We start from the raw sequence: 18,904 nt of genomic DNA on the forward strand, positions 1-18,904 counted from the left end.
TGTTTATGCAGTTCTTTATTATTCTATCTCTTACTTTCGAAAATGTGAAATAACATACAGGCATAGCTTGATCTTTTTATTTGTACAATGAGGTATGGTCTTGGCAAGGGTGGATGATTATAGGTAAGAGGGAGGTCTAGCTATGAATCATTTAATAAAATACAGAGGATTATGGGTACCGACATTAATCACCGTGATATCTCTTTTTCTGCTGTCTGGTATACATACGGTTAGTAGTGCTGAGGAAAGGGGGAGTATATCTGTCTTTGTACCTCACAATGCTGCGGGGCTCTCAGACGAAAATCTCGTGGATGGGCTTGTCGCACTCCCCCTGGTTTTGAGAATCAGTCACGCCGATTGGGAAAGAGGATCCCTGTATCTCGATTTGAAAATAACAGAAGAGCCACTGTCGATTGAAACTGTGTATCAAGATCTTGCAACGATCCTTGAATTCAGCTTTGAAAATAAAGATAATGTCAATCAGGTGTATCTCAGATTTGAAGCCGTTGATCCTTGGTCAAAATCACGATATTTGGTACTGGCTGCGAATATGAAGAAAAATGAATGGGATCATTCCCTGCTTATGGAACTGAAGAGCTTGAAGAATGAGCCATTTTCAGATAGGTTAGTTCAAGGGCTCCATCTTACGCTTACAAATCTTTGGAAGAAGCAATTCATAAGCGGCTGATAGGGGTAAAATAGTATACACCGAGCGTGTACGCGCTGGGATGATGTGTTATAATAGATTAGATTATGAATACGACTGGACTAAAGAACATCAAGTGCACGGAGGCTGAGGATGAAACCGTATCGCGTTCCCGAAATAGCAAAAAAGTATTTAAATTACGACATGATTCAAAAACACACGGAGCTTCCTGTTTTTCCGGATGCTCGCGTTCATTTGTTATACATATTTTTACAACATTCCGATCGGGATGTATCGGAACGTGATGAGCTGTATGCGCTAGTTACTTCATTGGTTCAGATAGGACTGGATACGCATGAAAGTATTGATACGACAGCTGGTAATCAAGGAGAGACCATGATGCGGGCTCGGCAGCTTAAAGTGCTTGCTGGAGATTATTACAGCAGTCGGTTTTATAACTTGCTCGCACTGACCGGAGATGTAGAAGCGATTGCTTTGTTAAGTAAGGCAGTTAGTGACGTCAACGTTTTAAAGATGCAGCTGTATGGGAAGATGAAGGGCTTGCTTCTGTCAGCAGAAGAATATTTGAGTCACATGGTACAGCTGAACATGCAGCTGTTTCTTTCTTTTACTCCGTTGATCAAGCCTTCAATTCAAGGGATATGGAAGACATTAATGAGTGAGTTAACCCGTTGCGAGACCATTGAGCGCGAAGTAGGACGTTGTAATTCTCCGGAAGACGGCAAACATGGTTATGCTTTTTGGTACGTGCTGGAACGGGCCAATGAAGAAGAAAAGAAGATGCTGACCTTGAAAAGGGTGGATCCAAAAGATTGGAAAAAGCTGATGCTGAAATATAAAACAACGGAAGACCTGCTGGACAAGTTGCGTCAGTCCGTAAGTACTGTTCAGTCAGCAATGACAATCTTGGATGGGGAGGATCTGTCGACTCAGATCGGACATATTCTTAACCCCTTTATCCAAAGGCTCAGCAGATACCAAGCTGCTGTAAGGGAAGGATAGGTGATTGGAATGGGGAATACCTCAGCGGAATCTGTATTGAAACATGATGATAGCAACAAACCAAAAGAGGAGTATGTTCATTCCGTATTTGAAAGTATCGCAGGTAAATACGACATCATGAATGACATTACGAGTTTCAGACAGCACAAGTTATGGCGTAAGTTTGCGATGAAGAAGATGAACATGAAACATGGAAACACAGCCATTGATTTATGCTGCGGTACTTGCGATTGGACAATCAGCATGGCCAATGCAAGTGAATCTGGACACATAGTCGGACTTGATTTTAGTGAAAATATGCTGAATGTCGGCCGACATAAGGTGGATGTGAATGGTTTATCCAAACAGATCACACTGGTACAAGGAAATGCAATGAGTCTTCCTTATGCTGACAACAGTTTTGATTACGCGACCATCGGTTTTGGATTGCGTAATGTTCCTGATTACACACAGGTTTTGAATGAAATGAAGCGTGTTGTGAAGCCGGGTGGTATGGTTGTTTGTCTTGAACTGTCCAAGCCAACATGGCAACCATTTAAGGGTCTGTATTATTTTTATTTTCAGAAGATATTGCCTTTGATGGGGAAATTGGTTGCTAAGCGTTACGAGCAGTATAAATGGCTTCCAGAGTCACTTGCTCTTTTTCCGGGGAGAGAGGAGCTTGCTGAAGAATTCCGTAACATCGGACTGACACGCGTAGAAGCCTTTCCCTTGACCGGCGGTATTGCAGCTTTACACATTGGGATCAAGGAGAATCAGGATGTTTAAAAAAATAGGAACTTATCTGGAAATGATTAAAGTAGAGCATACCTTGTTTGCTCTTCCTTTCGCATTTATGGGAGCACTCTTAGGGTCTGTGGCTGTGTTTGATCATCTTCCCTCTTGGGGAGATATAGGCTGGATCTTTCTGGCGATGTTTGGAGCGCGCAGTGCAGCCTTCGGTTTAAATCGCTTGGCAGATCAATATATAGATGCGAAGAACCCTAGAACCGCTGGACGAGCAATCCCAGCCGGACTACTGAAGCCGATAGAAGTTATCCTGTTTATAATTTTATCCTTTGGGGTATTTTTCTGGGCTACAGCTGAACTCGATCCATTTGCATTTCGCTTACTTCCAATTGCTATTTTTATGCTTATCATTTATTCCTATACCAAACGTTTCACTTGGCTTTGTCATGTTGTGCTTGGTCTGACGACTGCTCTTGCACCGCTTGGTGGATGGGTAGCCGTTACAGGACAAATCGACTATAAAGCGATTATTTTTTATGTGGCACTGGCGTTCTGGACAGCAGGCTTTGATGTGATTTATGCCTGTCAGGATCAGGATTTCGATAGTAAGGAAGGGTTGTATTCAATCCCTTCACGATTCGGTCTGAATAAAGCCCTTTGGTTTGCACGCGGCTTCCATGTCATTACCGCTCTTGGTTTTATTATCTTGCTGCTGGTAACACCACTAAGCTGGTGGTATTTAGCTGGTACAATTATTGCTTGCGGTATTTTGTTCTATCAGCACTACATATTGTCTCCTAAAGATATGAGCAAGTTACAGACTGCATTCTTCACAATGAACATTACTCTAAGCATCGTGTTGTTTGTTTTTAGTATGATTGATTTGGTGGTGAAATATCTCTGATGGATAGAGCAGCCCGGAGAAAAAGCTGGATTGTAGGAATCACAGGTGCAAGCGGAAGTATATATGGTGTTCGTCTGACCGAAAGTTTACTAAAACTTGGTTATGACGTACACTTAATTATTACGAATGCTGGCTGGCGCGTGTTAAAAGAAGAGCTTGATTGGCACGCTGGAAACCGTGAGGCTGTTCTTGAGGAGAAGTTTGGTGGCTTTAAAGGCAAGGTACGATATCATTCAATCGCGGACATTGGTGCGAGTATCGCTAGTGGATCGTATCTTGTGGAAGGTATGGTTATTATGCCGTGTTCAATGGGAACATTATCTTCTGTAGCCCACGGATCGTCGGATAATTTAATGGCTCGTGCTGCTGATGTTATGTTGAAGGAAGGAAGAACCTTAGTTCTTGTTCCTAGAGAAACCCCTCTGCATGCGATCCATTTGGAGAATATGCTGAAACTTTCGAATCTCGGCGTCAAAATAATACCAGCCATGCCTGCCTTTTATTTTAAACCACAAAGTTTGGATGACATTGTAAATTTTCTAGTTGGCAAAGTGCTCGATAACCTTCGGATCGAGCATCAATTGTTTAAAAGATGGGGTGACTAACATGCCGGGAACAGACACGAAGACCGTCATCGGCAAGATAAGTTATACCAATGCTTGGCCATTATTTTATTATGTGGACCCTCAATCACTCCGTACACCTGCTACGATGGTGGCCGAAGTGCCTTCTATTTTGAATGAAGGGATGAAAACGGGGGATATCCACATTGGTGCCTTATCCTCCTTCGCATACGCTGAAGCTGCTGACAAACTGCAATTGCTCCCTGAATTATCGGTGAGTGCTGATGGACCGGTTAAATCGATTTTGTTGTTTTCCCGTGAACCTCTTGAGAATTTCAAGAACGGGACTATCGCGCTTACGAACACATCGGCGACATCAGTCAACTTGCTGAGAATTTTAATGCAAAAAGCGCTTGGTGGAGCTCCGGAATACAAAACAATGGAGCCTGACCTTGAATTGATGATGCAGAACGCTGATGCCGCTTTACTCATCGGCGATAACGCAATTAGAGCTTCATGGTACAACCAGGGGAAATATCACGTGACAGACCTTGGTGCTTGGTGGAAGGAATGGACGGGGCATAGCATGACCTTCGCGGTCTGGGCTGTTAATCGGAATGCTGCGGAGAACAATCCAGAAGCTATGGCTGAGATTGCTTGTATGTTTCAGGACAGTAAAAGACAAAGTTTACGTAATCTTAGTCCGATTATAAGAGAAGCGATAAGCCGAATCGGAGGTACTGAATCATATTGGCAAGGATATTTCAATAACTTATGTTATGATTTTAACGAACGACAGCAGGAAGGCCTTCGTTTATATTTCAAATACGCGTATGAGCTTGGCTTGCTCCAGCATGAAGTAAAACCAGAACTTTGGAGAGATCATATTCGGATGCAGGTGAAAGAATGAAACGACTGGACATTATCGGAGCACTAAAAAAAGATATGGATGTCATCGAAAAAGAGCTTTATCGCAGTATAGAAGGCGATGACCCGCAGTTAACAGAAACTTCGCTACACCTTCTTAAAGCAGGCGGTAAGCGGCTGCGTCCGGTCTTTGTGCTGATGGGCGGCAAATTCGGGAATTACGATATCGACAAGCTTAAATACATTGCCGTTCCTCTGGAATTGATTCATAGTGCTTCTCTTGTACACGATGATGTCATTGACGACGCCGAAACGAGAAGAGGCAAGCCTACAGTTAAATCCAAATGGGATAACCGTATAGCTATGTATACCGGTGATTACATATATGGTAAAGCGCTCATGCTGACAACGAATTTAGGCAATCCGGAGATTCATCGTATTTTATCGAAAGCAATGATAGAAATGTCGATAGGAGAAATGGAACAAATCCGTGATTTTTTCAATACAGATCAGGATGTAAGACGATATCTGCTCCGTATTCGCCGAAAAACGTCTCTGCTTATCGCAGTGAGTTGTCAACTTGGAGCAATGGCCGCTGATGCGGATCGCACCATTGCTAATAGCATGTATCGATTTGGGTATAATGTAGGAATGGCCTTTCAAATTCAAGACGACCTTCTCGATCTTTGTGGTACTGAGAAGCAAATCGGCAAACCACCTGGCAGCGATATGAGGCAAGGGAATATTACGCTCCCTGTCATTTATGCTCTTCAGGAACAGCAGTTAAGAGAGACGTTGTTGGAAGAAATCAAGCACATCCATTCATTGAATGGCCAATGCGATGTAAGCAAAGCTGTTGAAATAATTAAATCCAGTGCAGGCATTGCTCGTTCCGAGCAACTAGCTGATCGTTATATTCAGAAGGCTCTGGATGCACTGGAGACTTTGCCGGACAATAAGACCAAAAAACAGTTGAAAGATATTGCTCATTTTGTTACGAAGCGTTCATATTAATCTTTAATCTGGAAGAAACTTTCTGTTAAACTTACGTTTTACGATATACATCATAATGATGAAAATGGAGCGTGACGAAGCCAATGGAACGTACTTTCTTGATGGTTAAACCGGATGGTGTGGAGCGAGGATTGATCGGAAGGATCGTTAGTCGACTGGAAGACAAAGGTTTCAAGCTGGTTGCTGGTAAGTTTCTTCAAATTTCGGATGAGCAGGCAAAACGTCATTATGCGGAGCACGAAGGCAAAGATTTTTTCGATAACTTGGTAGGGTTTATAACATCTGGGCCTGTGTTTGCTATGGTATGGGAAGGCGATGAGATTATTACTTTATCCCGAATGGTCATCGGAAAGACCAATGTTAAAGAAGCGCTGCCTGGAACAATCCGCGGTGACTTTGCTGCTCATACACCTCATAACTTGATACATGGTTCGGATTCCCCGGAAAGTGCGGAGCGTGAAATCGCAAATTTCTTCAATCCAGATGAGCTGGTAAAGTACGAAAAGAGTATATCTACTTGGTGTTAAATTTCATAACTTATAGGACGGTAAAATGAAAGAACATGATCATATACCGCAAGACCAAGATTACATCGGATTTATTCGAAGTATCGAGTCTAGCACCGGTATTAATCTTGCAGACTATAAAGAAATGCAAATGAAGAGAAGATTGACGACCTTGCGACTGAAGCATGGTTTTCAAACATTTGCTTCATTTTATGAAGGCATGATGAAGGACAAGATACTCTTAGAAGAGTTTCTCGATCGAATGACGATTAATGTTTCAGAATTTTGGCGAAATCCAAATCGATGGGAAATTCTTCGAGACAAAATATTGCCTGAGTTAACCAGTCCTGTGAACAGAGGATTAAAGATTTGGAGTGCTGCATGCTCCACTGGTGAAGAGCCTTATACACTCGCTATGATTCTAGCTGAACAGAATCTGCTTAGATCAAGCAATATTCTCGCTACAGATATCGATGATGGCGCACTTGCTAAAGCGAAACAGGGACTGTATTTGGAAAGGTCACTAAAGGATGTGCCCAAGTCGGTCATATCAAAGTACTTTACAGAAGAAGGTCCCCTTTACCGATTCAATGATGAGTTAAAGAAGGAAGTGCGATTTCAGAAGCAAAATTTGTTGACTGACCGTTTTGATACTGGTTTTGATCTGATTGTATGCAGAAATGTCATGATCTATTTTACAGAAGAGGCAAAACATAAGTTATACCAGAAATTCGCTTTAAGCTTAAGACCTGGTGGGATCCTGTTTGTAGGTAGTACCGAGCAGATTTTTAATCCGGGCCAATATGATCTGGAATCTGCAGAAACTTTCTTCTATCGTAAAATGAAAAGCTGATTTTTTTGAATAATTGTCCTTTATGTATCCGATAATAGGAATGATATTGCAACATTCAAGTGGAGGTCAGCATCGATGGATAAACGTAAGGTAATTACCGCCTACCAGCGCGGATTGTTCAGTGTGCAGGAATGCGGGCAAATTCTTGGTCTGGAAAGCTTCCAGCTCAATGCAATTTTGGATCCTCAGCAGACTGCAAGTTGCGGACCTTGGAAAAGGCCAACTCGTCATCTAAAATAAGATTTGCCGATCAGCGCTTCTCATCGATAGATGGGAAGCGTTTTTGGTGTACCACTTTTCTTGTCAAAGTAGAATACCTATACTATAATGAGCAGAAGATATTTACGGATTTTAGCGATTCACAGTCTTAAAACGTTTAAGGGGGAACGCATCATGAGTTTACGGTTTTTGACCGCGGGAGAGACACACGGTCCGCAACTCACGGCTATTATTGAAGGACTGCCAAGCAATATGAAGATTGATTTCGAAGAGATAAATTTTCAACTACAGCGTAGGCAAAAAGGCTACGGACGTGGCCGACGTATGCAAATCGAGAAGGATGCTGCGCAAATTGTAGGAGGAGTTCGTCATGGGTACACTACAGGTGCACCTTTAGCGCTTGTCGTTGAGAATAAAGACTGGACTCACTGGCGTAATATTATGAATGTAGAACCGATCGAAGGAACGGATGAAGAAAAGAGACGTGTACATCGTCCAAGACCAGGTCATGCGGATCTGAATGGCGGTTTGAAATATAATTTGAAGGATCTTCGTAATGTTTTAGAACGTTCAAGTGCTCGTGAAACAACTGTGCGAGTTGCATGTGGTGCGATTGCCCGTCAATTCTTGGCACAGTTTGGTATTAAGGTAGCGGGACAAGTTATCCGTATTGGAGAAATTGAAGCGCCGCCTCACAGTCTTTCAATCGATGAGTTGATAGAGCTCACAGAAGAGTCTTCTGTCCGTGTTGTAGATAAAGGGACGGAGAAGAAGATGGAAGAATACATAGATTTAATCAAAAAAGAGGGAGACTCCATCGGAGGGGTCGTTGAGTGTATTATAGAAGGAGTACCTGTAGGACTTGGCAGCCATGTACAATATGACCGTAAGCTTGACGGTAGAATTGCTCAAGGTGTGATGTCCATTAACGCTTTCAAAGGCGTTGAAGTGGGTATCGGCTTTGAAGCTGGTGAGCTTAGAGGTTCCAAAGTTCATGATGAGATTTTGTATAGTGAGGAGAAAGGATACCACCGTGCAAGCAACCGCCTTGGCGGTTTCGAGGGCGGGATGACGAATGGAATGCCGATTGTTGTCCGTGGTGTAATGAAGCCTATTCCTACTTTGTACAAGCCATTGCAAAGTGTGGACATCGATACCAAGGAAGCATTTACAGCTCAGGTGGAACGTTCTGATGCTTGTGCTGTTCCAGCTGCGAGTGTAGTGATGGAGCACGTAGTAGCGTGGGAGGTAGCGAAGGCGTTCCTCGAAAAATTCGGTGGCGATTCGATGGAAGAAATACGTGCTAACTATAACAACTACCTTGCTCAATTGGAGAGTTACTAAATATGAGAACACTACAGGTAGAATTAGGCGATCGTTCTTATCCAATATACATCGGCTCAGGTTTGCTCAATCAGATTGGTGATCTAAGCATTAAACACGGGATCAGCGTTCAAAGTACACACTTGATCGTTACCGATGAACAGGTAGCTTCGCATTACTTGAAAAAGGTAGAGAATCTCATGGCTGAAGCGGGTTTTAAGACGGTATCCCATGTAGTTCCTTCTGGTGAAAGCTCAAAATCTCTAGCCGTATTTGAACAGGTAATGACCACAGCCATTCAAGGTAAGCTGGACCGCAGTTCAGCTGTATTCGCATTAGGTGGCGGTGTAGTGGGTGACTTAGCAGGATTTGTAGCTGCTACTTATATGAGAGGCGTTACTTTTGTCCAGATACCAACAACGATTCTTGCTCACGACAGCAGTGTCGGAGGAAAAGTTGCGGTTAATCATCCTCTAGCTAAAAATATGATTGGAGCGTTTCATCAGCCAGTCATGGTTTTATATGATGTGGATACACTGTCAACGCTTCCTGCGAGGGATGTATCGGCAGGATTCTCCGAAATGGTGAAACATGGTCTTATTCTTGACAAGACATTCGCATATTGGTGTCTGGAACATGCTTCGGATTTACTCGCCCTTGATAAGGAGAAGCTGGCATATGGTCTGGAACGCGGGTGTGCAATCAAGGCGGAAGTTGTGTCACATGATGAACGTGAGGGTGGACTCAGAGCCATTTTAAACTTAGGTCACACGATTGGACATGCGATCGAAGCTGTAGGTGGCTATGGGCGATTTTTACATGGTGAAGCTATTTCTATCGGGATGGTAGGTTCTGCGATGCTTGCTGAATCGTTAGGCAGAGGAGAAACATTGCTGCATGAAACCAAGAAGATGCTTCGTGCGTTAAATTTACCTGTTGTATTGCCATCGGATGTATCGGTTGATGAAATCATGGATGCGATGCAGCATGACAAGAAATTTACGGAAGGTCGCATGGTGTTTATTGTGCCTGATGAGATTGGTAAGGTTAGTATTGTTAAAGATGTACCGGTCGAAGCTGTTCGTTCGGTCGTTGAGAAGCTGAAGGAGGAGGAACAGCAATGATGAATCGTGGTATACGCGGAGCAACAACTGTTACACAAAATGATGAACAAGAAATTTTAAAGGAAACCGTCCTTCTTTTGGACGAAATCGTAAAAAGAAATGATGTACAGCCTGAAGATATTTGTAGTGTTTGGATTACAATGACACATGATCTGGATGCTACATTTCCTGCAAGAGCGATTCGAGCTCTGGACGGGTGGGATTTAGTCCCATTGATGTGTTCGGTGGAAATTCCTGTACAAGGGAGTTTGCCACGCTGCATTCGTTTAATGGTACAGGTGAATACGGAGAAAAGTCAAAGGGAGATTAAGCATGTGTATTTGAATGAAGCACAGCGTCTTCGCCCAGATTTGTCGGTATCTTCATCCTAATCAAAAAATTAGGGTTGCTAAGTACATGGAATTTCATGTATAGTGGTTATCAGAATAGATGAGTAGAGTTTAGATGAGTATAGTTGAGTAGAGAAGAGCAGAGCAGTTTAGGATTCAACATGAAGCGGTTAGAGGAGACCATATAGCATTAACGATGAGAGCAATATCTTTCGATTCGGTTAGTTTGTTATACCTAACTGTAATTTAGATATTTCTATTCCATCTTTTATGTATGGTTGTATGTCTCTTGTCCGTGCTCTTTTTTCATATACTTGTCCATTAAAGACCTCTACTTAGGTAGAGGTCTTATTTGTATTGTTAGAACATTTAAGGAGGAGGGATTGAACATGGCTAGCCCATCAATGGAACAAGTGGTGTCCTTGGCAGGTACGTATAATTTGATTCCTGTTGCGATCCGGTTACTGGCGGATATGGAAACACCAATCCGAATTTTTCAGAGGTATGCGCAGCGTGAACGAGCATTTTTATTGGAAAGTGTCGAGGGTGGTGTGCAATGGGCACGCTATTCGTTCATCGGAACAGATCCTTTCCTCTTAATTTCAGGAAAGCAAGGTCATATGGAAGTAGAAGTAGACGGTTCACGAAAACAGCTTACAGGGAAGCCCGTGGAAGAGCTGAAAGCATTGCTTCGTTCCTACCGAAGTCCACAATTGGATGAAATGCCGCCTTTTACAGGAGGTGCCATCGGATTTTTCGGATACGATTTGCTTCAGTATTATGAGAAACTTCCGGGTCATGCACTTGATGATTTGGGAATGGATGATATCCGTTTTATGTTTTGTGATCAGATCATCGTTTTCGATCATGTGAAGCAGCAAATATTGCTCATTGGTAATGTACATGTCAAAGATGGTGATTCTGATGAAGATATTCGGCTAACGTATAAGAATGTATGCCGTAAGCTAGAAGAAACTGCAGAACAATTGAAAGAGCAGGGTCCACGAGAAAACGTAAATTCACGCGGTATTCCTGCGGATGTAGATCTTGGAGATATCAAGTCTAATATGACAAAAGAAAAATATATGGATAATGTGGAGCGCGCAAAAGATTACATCCGTGCGGGAGATATTTTTCAAGTTGTGTTGTCCCAGCGGTTTCACCTCGATACGGAAGTGTCTCCACTTCATGTGTACCGTGTACTCCGGACATTGAATCCTTCTCCGTATATGTACTACTTGAAGATGGATGAAGAGATCATTGTAGGTACATCACCAGAAGCACTAGTCAAGGTCGATGGTAGAAAAGTGGAGACGAGACCGATTGCAGGAACTCGTCCACGTGGTATAGATGAGTCCTCTGATAGAGCACTTGCCGAAGATCTCTTAAACGATGAAAAAGAGCGTGCGGAACATTTAATGTTAGTTGACTTAGGGCGTAACGATCTCGGACGCGTTTCTGAGTTCGGAAGCGTGAAATGTGATACTTTTATGGAGATCGAGCGTTACTCTCATGTCATGCACATCGTGTCAGGGGTTTCTGGCAGACTTCGTGAAGATAAAGATTTCTTTGATGCTTTCCTCTCTTGTCTTCCTGCTGGAACGGTATCTGGTGCTCCGAAACTACGGGCTATGGAAATTATCGCTGAGCTGGAACGTGAAGCTAGAGGGGCATACGCCGGGGCGATTGGTTATCTTGGGTTCACAGGGAATATGAATTCATGTATTACAATTCGCACGATCATATTCCGCGAAGGTAAAGCGTATGTTCAGGCCGGAGCGGGCATTGTGTGGGATTCCGTACCTGAAAAAGAATATGAAGAAACCGTTAATAAAGCGAAAGGAATGCTAAAAGCAATCAGAGTTGCTGAAGCGATGTTTCCACCTGCAGTTAAACACGCAAGTACGATAAATCAAGATTATCTGTATGAATATACGCCTTAAGCATGACTAAAGGAGGAGAGAAATATGAACATTATGGAACCTGTACAGTCCAGCATATCAAAATTGATTGAGGGTCATGATTTGAACCGCAGTGAGGCAAGAGAACTTATGCAAACCATCATGGATGGCAGAGCTACTCATTCTCAGATTGGCGCGTTGCTAACTGCTCTTCGAATTAAAGGCGAGACTGTTGAGGAAATAACAGGTTTTGCTGAAGCGATGAGAGGTTCGGGTGGTCAGGTTATTACGGAACGAAGCCAATTACTTGATACTTGTGGGACTGGGGGCTCTGGAATCCATAAGTTCAATATTTCCACAGCATCTGCAATAATATCATCCTCTGTGTCTGTGCGGGTAGCGAAACATGGTAACCGTTCTGCCTCGGGTCGTGCGGGAAGTGCCGATGTGCTTGAAGCATTGGGAGTAAATATCCATCTAACAGCAGAACAGGCAAAACAGTGTTTGGATCAAATCGGAATATGTTTTCTGTTTGCTCAAATCTACCATCCCTCAATGAAACATGCAGCAGCTCCACGAAAGGAGCTTGGTGTAAGAACGGTGTTTAATATGCTTGGCCCTCTGACGAATCCAGCTGGTGCAGATCGTCAATTGCTTGGGATCTATGATCTCGATAAAACGGAAACCATCGCTAAAGTACTAAAGGAATTAGGATTAAAGCGTGCTATGGTTGTTACAAGTCATGATGGACTGGACGAAATCAGTATTTCCGCACCAACACGCGTATCTGAACTTCGGGGCGGAGAAATACGCACTTATGACATTCATCCACATGATCTTGGTCTTGCTGTACACCCGATGCAATCCATTCTTGGTGGAGATGCAATGGAAAATGCTAAGATTATAGGATCGGTGCTCCAGGGTGAGAGAAGTCCATATCGAGACATCGTACTCGCAAACGCCGGAGCTTGCATTTATGTCTCAGGCTTGGCGGATAGTTTAGTAGAAGGTGTCAACAAAGCCGCTGAGGCAATCGATACAGGAGTTGCAAAGGCAAAGCTGGAGCAGCTTATCACAATGACGGAGGAATTTAGCTATGTATCTTGATCGAATTGTTGCTACGAAACGTGAGGAAGTGGCGAAACTTCGTCAAACCTTTTCTAAAGAGTCAGCTTTAGACACTATTTCAACGATGCCTCAGACACGAGGCTTTATAGAAGCTTTATCTGTTCGTCGAAATCGAGGTATGGGGCTGATCGCTGAGGTAAAGAAGGCCTCTCCTTCCAAAGGCTTGATCAGACCAGATTTTGATCCGGTCATGATTGCAAAATCATACGAAGCTGCAGGAGCTGACTGCCTGTCCGTACTTACGGATGTACAGTATTTTCAAGGAAGCGGTGCATACCTCACAGCGGTTAAGGAAGCAGTAAATCTGCCTTTGCTGCGTAAAGATTTTATTATCGATGAAGCGCAAATTTATGAGGCACGTCTTATTGGTGCGGACGCAGTTCTCTTGATAGCAAGTATTTTGGAACCGGAGCGTATTGCTGAATTTATAGCTGTTGCTGAATCTGTTGGGCTTGATTGTTTAATTGAGGTGCACGACCATAAAGAGATGGATGCTGTACTTCAACTGAAATCAGCGAAGCTAGTGGGCGTTAACAATCGTAATTTGCATACGTTTGAGACCTCACTCAGCACAACTGAGGAACTAAGCCGAAATATACCGGAAGATGTTATTTTGATAAGTGAGAGTGGGATTGCGGGCAAAGAAGATATGGATTATCTTGCATCAACACGAGCACAGGGTGTATTAATCGGTGAGTATTTTATGCGAAAAGATAATATTGAACAGGCGGTTACTGATTTGATGGGGCCGTTAGTGAATGCCCAGCCTAGTATCAGAGGAGCTTTCTAAATGAATGATACCGCCATAAAAATATGTGGACTTCAAAGCGTTGAAGTGCTAAAATCGATGATAAACTTACCTGTGGAATATATCGGATTTGTGTTTGCGAAAAGTCGTCGTCAGGTTACTTCTGACCAGGCTGCTAAACTTACGAGCGTGTTGAAGCAGTGGAAGAACGGGAGAATACCTTCCTCTGTTGGCGTAGTTGTTAACCCAACAATGGAAGAATTAAAAGAACTCCTTCACACGGTCGAACTAGATGTTGTGCAGCTGCATGGACAAGAATCGCCACAATTTTGCCGGGAAGTGAAAGAGGGCTTCCCGGTTTCTGTTTTTAAGGCAGTTTCTGTCCATTCGGATAGATCGCCTATTGAGCAAATTGCAGAGCTAAAACAATATGCTGGTTGCATAGATGGTTTGTTAATTGATACTTATGATCCGGTACATGGTGGTGGTTCGGGAAGGACCTTTGCTTGGGATGTGATCCCCTTGTATAAGGACTGGACCTCTCGTCATGGAATACCTTTGTTTGTTGCCGGTGGACTTGATTCATCGAACGTTGGAGAACTGATAAGAGATTATGAACCTGATGGAGTAGATGTATCGAGCGGGGTTGAGCATGCACCAGGTGAAAAAGATATTACCAAAGTGACAGCATTCGTAGAAAGGGTGAAACGAAAATGACAGTATTACCAGATCGTAACGGACGTTTCGGTTCCTTTGGTGGACGATTCGTACCTGAGACATTAATGAACGCATTGATAGAATTGGAGCAGGAATATAATCGTTATGCGGAGGATCCTGCCTTTCAAGAAGAAATTGCATATCTGTTGAAGCAATATTCTGGTAGAGAGACACCTCTATATTACGCCGAGCGATTAAGTAAACATCTTGGGAAAGCAAAGATTTACTTGAAGAGAGAAGATCTTAACCATACTGGAGCACATAAAATTAATAACGCAATTGCTCAAGGTGTTCTTGCTAAACGGATGGGAAAACAGAAGGTAATTGCGGAAACAGGTGCTGGTCAACATGGTGTGGCTACGGCAACAGTTGCAGCATTGCTAGGTCTGGAATGCAAGGTGTTTATGGGGGAAGAGGACACAAAACGTCAGCAGTTGAATGTTTTCCGGATGAAGATGCTTGGAGCGGAAGTGATCCCTGTAACTTCCGGCAGCCGTACACTGAAAGATGCCGGGAATGAGGCACTCCGTTATTGGGTCAGCAACGTGGAAGATACCTTTTATGTCTTGGGCTCGGCGGTAGGACCGCATCCTTATCCGATGATGGTGCGTAATTTCCAGCGAATTATCGGTGATGAAACGCGTCGTCAGATTCTTGCGACAGAAGGCCGACTGCCAAATACAATCTTTGCACCGATCGGTGGGGGCAGCAATGCCATAGGTATGTTCTACCCATTCTTGGAAGATAAAGAAGTTGCTCTTGTCGGTGTGGAAGCTGCTGGTAAAGGCGTGGATACTGACTTTCATGCCGCAACGATGAGTAAGGGAACACAAGGGGTATTTCAAGGTTCTATGAGTTATCTACTCCAGGATGAGTATGGTCAAGTGAAGGAAGCTCATTCCATATCAGCGGGACTGGATTACCCTGGTGTTGGACCGGAACACTCCTATTTAAAAGACATCGAACGCGTTCAGTATGTTCCAATCACGGATCAGGAAGCACTTGATGCACTCCAGCTTCTCTGCCGAACGGAGGGCATCATTCCAGCACTCGAGTCGGCCCATGCTGTTGCTCAGGTTGTTAAGATGGCTCCGCTATGGAATGAGGATGATATTGTCGTTATTTGTCTCTCTGGACGTGGAGATAAGGACGTGGAGTCCATCATGGCGTATACGGGAGGTAATTCGATATGAACCGAATGGATGCAACTTTTGAACGATTAAAGCAGCAAAATAAAACAGCATTAATTCCATTCCTAACTGTTGGGGATCCAAGTGTTGAACTTACACTAGACATTATTAGGGAAGTTGAAGCAGCGGGAGCAGACATCGTTGAGCTTGGTGTACCTTATTCTGATCCTCTTGCTGACGGTCCTGTTATTCAACGAGCTTCTCAGCGTGCATTAAAAGGGCATGTAACGTTACGCACATGTATGGAGGTTGCTTTAGAAGCTAGGAAAGCTGGTAGTGAGCTGCCATTTATTCTTTTTACTTACTATAACCCTGTGCTTCAAATGGGGTTAGATCTATTCTTCGAAGAAGTCATTGCACATGATATCAGTGGTTTGATTATTCCTGATCTGCCTATAGAGGAGTCCACAGAGATCCGCAGACGTGCTAAGGACGCTGGTGTTCATCTGATTCCACTTGTTGCACCGACTTCGCATGAACGAATCGTGAGTATTGTTAGCGATGCAGAAGGCTTTATTTATTGTGTATCCTCACTTGGAGTGACTGGTGAACGGTCAGATTTTTACAGTGGAATCAATGAATTTATCGAGACTGTGAAACAATACAGCAAAGTGCCAGTAGCCATCGGTTTTGGAATTTCGAATGGGGAACAGGTAGCTAGGTTTTCGGAAATTTGTGATGGTGTCGTCGTTGGTAGTGCCATTGTTCGCCAGATTGAATCGAGCATCCCATTGCTTGAACAAGAAAATACGAAGCAAGAGGGGCTTTTGCAAATCCGTGACTTTGTGTCACAATTAAAAGGAATTGAAGTATACGAAAGGTGAGTTGATCAAATGAAGCCAAAAGCGAATATTGTAAATCTCCCGGTTTATCAACCAGGAAAGCCAGTAGAAGAAGTAAAGCGCGAGCTAGGATTGAATGAAGTCATTAAACTGGCTTCGAATGAGAACCCATATGGCTGCTCACCTCTTGCTAAAGAAGCTATTGTAGCTGAGTTTAGCAATCTGAGTGTATACCCGGATGGTAGTGCAGCTGAGTTAACCAGTGATCTTGCCGCATTTTTAGGCGTTAATAAAGATCAGATCATTTTTGGTTGCGGTTCAGATGAGATCATTGCACTCATTACACGTGCATTTCTAGAGCGTGGTGATGAGACGATTATGGCAGATCAGACTTTCTCCGTATATAAGAGCAATGCCGATATTGAAGGTGCTGTAAGTATTGAAGTTCCACTGCTTAATGGTACACATGATCTAGATGCTATGCTTGCAGCTGTAACGGATAAAACAAAGATTATATGGATCTGTAATCCGAACAACCCGACAGGAACCATTGTTTCTGAAGATGATTTCGTGCGTTTTATAGAAGCAGTGCCTTCAGACGTTATGGTAGTTTTGGATGAAGCTTATTATGAGTTTGTTATGGATTCTTCTTATCCAGATATTATGAAGTTGCTGGAGCGTTATAACAATCTTGTCGTCCTTCGTACATTCTCTAAAATTTACGGCTTGGCTTCTCTTAGAATTGGATACGGCATCGGTCAGGCTGAAGTTATTAAGTTCATTAACCAAGTACGGGAGCCGTTTAATACGGGACGCCCTGCACAAGCTGCGGCCAAAGCTGCGCTTCAGGATCAAAAATTTGTCGAGAGCTGTCGTCAAAACAATGCTGAAGGAATTCGTTATTTGCAGCAGGAGTTCGATCGTATGGGCCTTGAATACTTCCCTTCTCATGGGAACTTTGTGATGGTCGATGTCCGCACATCCGGCAAAGATGTGTTTCAGGCGCTGCTCAGTAAGGGAATTATTGTTCGTCCAGGCTTCTCGTGTTATCCAAGTTATATTCGTGTAAGTGTAGGTACACCAGAGCAAAATCAAGCGTTCATCGGTGTGTTGGAACAAGTACTGCGTGATGTGAAGTCGCCTGTCTAACCCTGTTTACGCAATCTGAAGCGAGTGAGAGAGAGAACATGACTAATAATACGAAAATAAATGTCGCAATCTTTGGCGTGGGACTCATCGGTGGGTCTCTCGCTCTATGTTTTAAAGGCAAGCCGGGCATAACCGTTACAGGTTATGCCCATCGTCAAGATTATGCAGATCAAATCATCGCCCGTGGCGTCGTTGATTATGTGACGCTGTCTCCTGAAGAGGCTGCACGGGACGCTGATTTTATTTTCCTATGTGTTCCGGTTGGCAGTCTGGAGTCCTATATAAGTCTCCTGAGCACGTTACAGCTGAAACCGGGTTGTATTATTACGGATGTTGGGAGCACTAAGGCAAGCATTGCTGAATGCGCAGAGCGGCTTATTCTGAAAGATGCCTGTTTCATTGGGGGACACCCTATGGCTGGCTCTGAGAGATCGGGTGTTGCTGCGGCTTCATCATTATTATTCGAGAATGCTTATTATGTTTTAACACCTGCAGATAACGTATCTGAGACTAAAGTTGAGTCGCTTGCTGCTTTATTATCCCATACACGAGCACATATCGTGACAGTCGAAGCACATTTACACGATCAGATTGTAGGGGCGATAAGTCATCTTCCGCATATTATTGCTGTAGCGCTAGTAAATCAGATATGTGGTTACAATGAGGATAATTCGTTGTACCAGACATTAGCAGCCGGTGGCTTCCGAGATATTACCCGAATTGCATCCAGCGATCCTGTAGTGTGGCGTGATATTCTTCTTAATAACCGGAAGGTCATGATGCCGTTACTTAAAGACTGGAATGATGGTATCAAGCAGTTTATGGACATGCTGGAAAGTGAAGATGGATCTGCAATAGAAGATGCCTTCCGTAAGGCGGGTGAGTTCCGAAATGAATTGCCTGAAAGACGGAAAGGGGTCATCGTGTCACAATATGAACTTTATCTCGATGTCCCAGACCATCCCGGCATTATTGGGCGGATTACTACAGAGCTTGGGAAGCAGAGCATCAACTTAAGCAATATACAGATTATTGAGAGCAGGGAAGATGTACCGGGACTCATGCGTCTTTCTTTCCGAAATGAGACTGAACAAGAACGAGCGAAAGATCTGTTGTTGTCTCAAGGATACATGGTTTTCCACTAGAATCAGTCTGTTTTTAATTTTCAGGAAATAATTATCTTATTATT

At 43.4% G+C, this 18,904-nt stretch carries 21 protein-coding genes; all 21 read left to right on the forward strand.

Features of this window, described 5'->3' with window-relative positions; genetic code table 11:
• Positions 1 to 142: 142 nt before the first annotated feature.
• The 21 genes from ACFQV5_RS24160 to ACFQV5_RS24260 all read left to right on the forward strand — a co-directional run bounded on the left by ACFQV5_RS24160 (position 143) and on the right by ACFQV5_RS24260 (position 18,860).
• Complete coding sequence (locus ACFQV5_RS24160; protein ID WP_379250811.1) at positions 143 to 688, forward strand: hypothetical protein; 546 nt, start codon at positions 143 to 145, stop codon at positions 686 to 688.
• Positions 689 to 799: 111 nt separating this feature from the next.
• Positions 800 to 1,669 (forward strand): heptaprenyl diphosphate synthase component 1, encoded by an 870-nt coding sequence (locus ACFQV5_RS24165; RefSeq protein WP_379250813.1) that lies wholly within the window; start codon positions 800 to 802, stop codon positions 1,667 to 1,669.
• A 9-nt stretch (positions 1,670 to 1,678) separates the two neighbouring features.
• Positions 1,679 to 2,437, forward strand: coding sequence for a demethylmenaquinone methyltransferase (locus ACFQV5_RS24170; protein ID WP_379250815.1), 759 nt, complete (start codon positions 1,679 to 1,681; stop codon positions 2,435 to 2,437).
• Positions 2,430 to 3,302 carry a UbiA-like polyprenyltransferase gene (locus tag ACFQV5_RS24175; RefSeq protein ID WP_379250817.1) on the forward strand — a complete coding sequence of 291 codons (873 nt, stop codon included), beginning with the start codon at positions 2,430 to 2,432 and terminating at the stop codon, positions 3,300 to 3,302. The genes ACFQV5_RS24170 and ACFQV5_RS24175 overlap by 8 nt, the downstream gene beginning before the upstream one ends.
• Complete coding sequence (locus tag ACFQV5_RS24180) at positions 3,302 to 3,907, forward strand: UbiX family flavin prenyltransferase (protein ID WP_379250819.1); 606 nt, start codon at positions 3,302 to 3,304, stop codon at positions 3,905 to 3,907. Before ACFQV5_RS24175 ends, ACFQV5_RS24180 begins: the two co-directional genes overlap by 1 nt.
• Position 3,908: 1 nt before the next feature.
• Positions 3,909 to 4,775 carry a menaquinone biosynthesis protein gene (locus tag ACFQV5_RS24185; protein WP_379250821.1) on the forward strand — a complete coding sequence of 289 codons (867 nt, stop codon included), beginning with the start codon at positions 3,909 to 3,911 and terminating at the stop codon, positions 4,773 to 4,775.
• The gene (locus tag ACFQV5_RS24190; protein WP_379251160.1) at positions 4,772 to 5,746 is read left to right on the forward strand and encodes a polyprenyl synthetase family protein; all 975 of its coding nucleotides are present in this window, start codon (positions 4,772 to 4,774) and stop codon (positions 5,744 to 5,746) included. The genes ACFQV5_RS24185 and ACFQV5_RS24190 overlap by 4 nt, the downstream gene beginning before the upstream one ends.
• A gap of 83 nt (positions 5,747 to 5,829) precedes the next feature.
• Entirely contained in the window at positions 5,830 to 6,273 is a 444-nt protein-coding gene (gene ndk, locus ACFQV5_RS24195) for a nucleoside-diphosphate kinase (RefSeq protein ID WP_379251161.1), read from the forward strand.
• Between the two features lie 25 nt (positions 6,274 to 6,298).
• A complete protein-coding gene (locus tag ACFQV5_RS24200; protein WP_379250823.1) occupies positions 6,299 to 7,105 on the forward strand; it encodes a CheR family methyltransferase in 807 nt (268 codons plus the stop codon).
• A gap of 75 nt (positions 7,106 to 7,180) precedes the next feature.
• On the forward strand, positions 7,181 to 7,345 hold the full coding sequence (locus tag ACFQV5_RS24205; protein ID WP_379250825.1) for a hypothetical protein: 165 nt from the start codon (positions 7,181 to 7,183) through the stop codon (positions 7,343 to 7,345).
• Between the two features lie 153 nt (positions 7,346 to 7,498).
• On the forward strand, positions 7,499 to 8,668 hold the full coding sequence (aroC, locus tag ACFQV5_RS24210) for a chorismate synthase (RefSeq protein ID WP_379250827.1): 1,170 nt from the start codon (positions 7,499 to 7,501) through the stop codon (positions 8,666 to 8,668).
• A gap of 2 nt (positions 8,669 to 8,670) precedes the next feature.
• Positions 8,671 to 9,771, forward strand: a complete 1,101-nt coding sequence (gene aroB / locus ACFQV5_RS24215) for a 3-dehydroquinate synthase (RefSeq protein WP_379250829.1) — start codon at positions 8,671 to 8,673, stop codon at positions 9,769 to 9,771.
• On the forward strand, positions 9,768 to 10,142 hold the full coding sequence (gene aroH, locus ACFQV5_RS24220; RefSeq protein WP_379250830.1) for a chorismate mutase: 375 nt from the start codon (positions 9,768 to 9,770) through the stop codon (positions 10,140 to 10,142). The genes aroB and aroH overlap by 4 nt, the downstream gene beginning before the upstream one ends.
• A 347-nt stretch (positions 10,143 to 10,489) precedes the next feature.
• Positions 10,490 to 12,043, forward strand: coding sequence for an anthranilate synthase component I (gene trpE / locus ACFQV5_RS24225; protein WP_379250832.1), 1,554 nt, complete (start codon positions 10,490 to 10,492; stop codon positions 12,041 to 12,043).
• Between the two features lie 24 nt (positions 12,044 to 12,067).
• Entirely contained in the window at positions 12,068 to 13,108 is a 1,041-nt protein-coding gene (gene trpD / locus ACFQV5_RS24230) for an anthranilate phosphoribosyltransferase (RefSeq protein WP_379250834.1), read from the forward strand.
• Positions 13,098 to 13,919 (forward strand): indole-3-glycerol phosphate synthase TrpC, encoded by an 822-nt coding sequence (trpC, locus tag ACFQV5_RS24235; RefSeq protein ID WP_379250836.1) that lies wholly within the window; start codon positions 13,098 to 13,100, stop codon positions 13,917 to 13,919. The genes trpD and trpC overlap by 11 nt, the downstream gene beginning before the upstream one ends.
• On the forward strand, positions 13,920 to 14,594 hold the full coding sequence (locus ACFQV5_RS24240) for a phosphoribosylanthranilate isomerase (RefSeq protein WP_379250838.1): 675 nt from the start codon (positions 13,920 to 13,922) through the stop codon (positions 14,592 to 14,594). It begins immediately after the preceding gene.
• Positions 14,591 to 15,787 carry a tryptophan synthase subunit beta gene (gene trpB, locus ACFQV5_RS24245; RefSeq protein ID WP_379250840.1) on the forward strand — a complete coding sequence of 399 codons (1,197 nt, stop codon included), beginning with the start codon at positions 14,591 to 14,593 and terminating at the stop codon, positions 15,785 to 15,787. Before ACFQV5_RS24240 ends, trpB begins: the two co-directional genes overlap by 4 nt.
• The gene (gene trpA, locus ACFQV5_RS24250; RefSeq protein ID WP_379250842.1) at positions 15,784 to 16,608 is read left to right on the forward strand and encodes a tryptophan synthase subunit alpha; all 825 of its coding nucleotides are present in this window, start codon (positions 15,784 to 15,786) and stop codon (positions 16,606 to 16,608) included. The genes trpB and trpA overlap by 4 nt, the downstream gene beginning before the upstream one ends.
• Before the next feature lie 9 nt (positions 16,609 to 16,617).
• On the forward strand, positions 16,618 to 17,715 hold the full coding sequence (gene hisC, locus ACFQV5_RS24255) for a histidinol-phosphate transaminase (protein WP_379250844.1): 1,098 nt from the start codon (positions 16,618 to 16,620) through the stop codon (positions 17,713 to 17,715).
• A gap of 38 nt (positions 17,716 to 17,753) precedes the next feature.
• Complete coding sequence (locus ACFQV5_RS24260) at positions 17,754 to 18,860, forward strand: prephenate dehydrogenase (RefSeq protein WP_379250846.1); 1,107 nt, start codon at positions 17,754 to 17,756, stop codon at positions 18,858 to 18,860.
• The last annotated feature ends 44 nt before the right edge of the window (positions 18,861 to 18,904 follow it).

Source organism: Paenibacillus sp. GCM10028914 (assembly GCF_042666275.1).
In the GTDB taxonomy this organism is placed as follows: Bacteria; Bacillota; Bacilli; order Paenibacillales; family Paenibacillaceae; genus Paenibacillus_AQ.

Excerpts from the sequence above, each read along its gene's own strand:
- ACFQV5_RS24160 (WP_379250811.1), top strand. The coding sequence starts at position 143 with ATGAATCATTTAATAAAATACAGAGGATTATGGGTACCGACATTAATC.
- ACFQV5_RS24165 (WP_379250813.1), top strand. The coding sequence starts at position 800 with ATGAAACCGTATCGCGTTCCCGAAATAGCAAAAAAGTATTTAAATTAC.
- ACFQV5_RS24170 (WP_379250815.1), top strand. The coding sequence starts at position 1,679 with ATGGGGAATACCTCAGCGGAATCTGTATTGAAACATGATGATAGCAAC.
- ACFQV5_RS24175 (WP_379250817.1), top strand. The coding sequence starts at position 2,430 with ATGTTTAAAAAAATAGGAACTTATCTGGAAATGATTAAAGTAGAGCAT.
- ACFQV5_RS24180 (WP_379250819.1), top strand. The coding sequence starts at position 3,302 with ATGGATAGAGCAGCCCGGAGAAAAAGCTGGATTGTAGGAATCACAGGT.
- ACFQV5_RS24185 (WP_379250821.1), top strand. The coding sequence starts at position 3,909 with ATGCCGGGAACAGACACGAAGACCGTCATCGGCAAGATAAGTTATACC.
- ACFQV5_RS24190 (WP_379251160.1), top strand. The coding sequence starts at position 4,772 with ATGAAACGACTGGACATTATCGGAGCACTAAAAAAAGATATGGATGTC.
- ndk (WP_379251161.1), top strand. The coding sequence starts at position 5,830 with ATGGAACGTACTTTCTTGATGGTTAAACCGGATGGTGTGGAGCGAGGA.
- ACFQV5_RS24200 (WP_379250823.1), top strand. The coding sequence starts at position 6,299 with ATGAAAGAACATGATCATATACCGCAAGACCAAGATTACATCGGATTT.
- ACFQV5_RS24205 (WP_379250825.1), top strand. The coding sequence starts at position 7,181 with ATGGATAAACGTAAGGTAATTACCGCCTACCAGCGCGGATTGTTCAGT.
- aroC (WP_379250827.1), top strand. The coding sequence starts at position 7,499 with ATGAGTTTACGGTTTTTGACCGCGGGAGAGACACACGGTCCGCAACTC.
- aroB (WP_379250829.1), top strand. The coding sequence starts at position 8,671 with ATGAGAACACTACAGGTAGAATTAGGCGATCGTTCTTATCCAATATAC.
- aroH (WP_379250830.1), top strand. The coding sequence starts at position 9,768 with ATGATGAATCGTGGTATACGCGGAGCAACAACTGTTACACAAAATGAT.
- trpE (WP_379250832.1), top strand. The coding sequence starts at position 10,490 with ATGGCTAGCCCATCAATGGAACAAGTGGTGTCCTTGGCAGGTACGTAT.
- trpD (WP_379250834.1), top strand. The coding sequence starts at position 12,068 with ATGAACATTATGGAACCTGTACAGTCCAGCATATCAAAATTGATTGAG.
- trpC (WP_379250836.1), top strand. The coding sequence starts at position 13,098 with ATGTATCTTGATCGAATTGTTGCTACGAAACGTGAGGAAGTGGCGAAA.
- ACFQV5_RS24240 (WP_379250838.1), top strand. The coding sequence starts at position 13,920 with ATGAATGATACCGCCATAAAAATATGTGGACTTCAAAGCGTTGAAGTG.
- trpB (WP_379250840.1), top strand. The coding sequence starts at position 14,591 with ATGACAGTATTACCAGATCGTAACGGACGTTTCGGTTCCTTTGGTGGA.
- trpA (WP_379250842.1), top strand. The coding sequence starts at position 15,784 with ATGAACCGAATGGATGCAACTTTTGAACGATTAAAGCAGCAAAATAAA.
- hisC (WP_379250844.1), top strand. The coding sequence starts at position 16,618 with ATGAAGCCAAAAGCGAATATTGTAAATCTCCCGGTTTATCAACCAGGA.
- ACFQV5_RS24260 (WP_379250846.1), top strand. The coding sequence starts at position 17,754 with ATGACTAATAATACGAAAATAAATGTCGCAATCTTTGGCGTGGGACTC.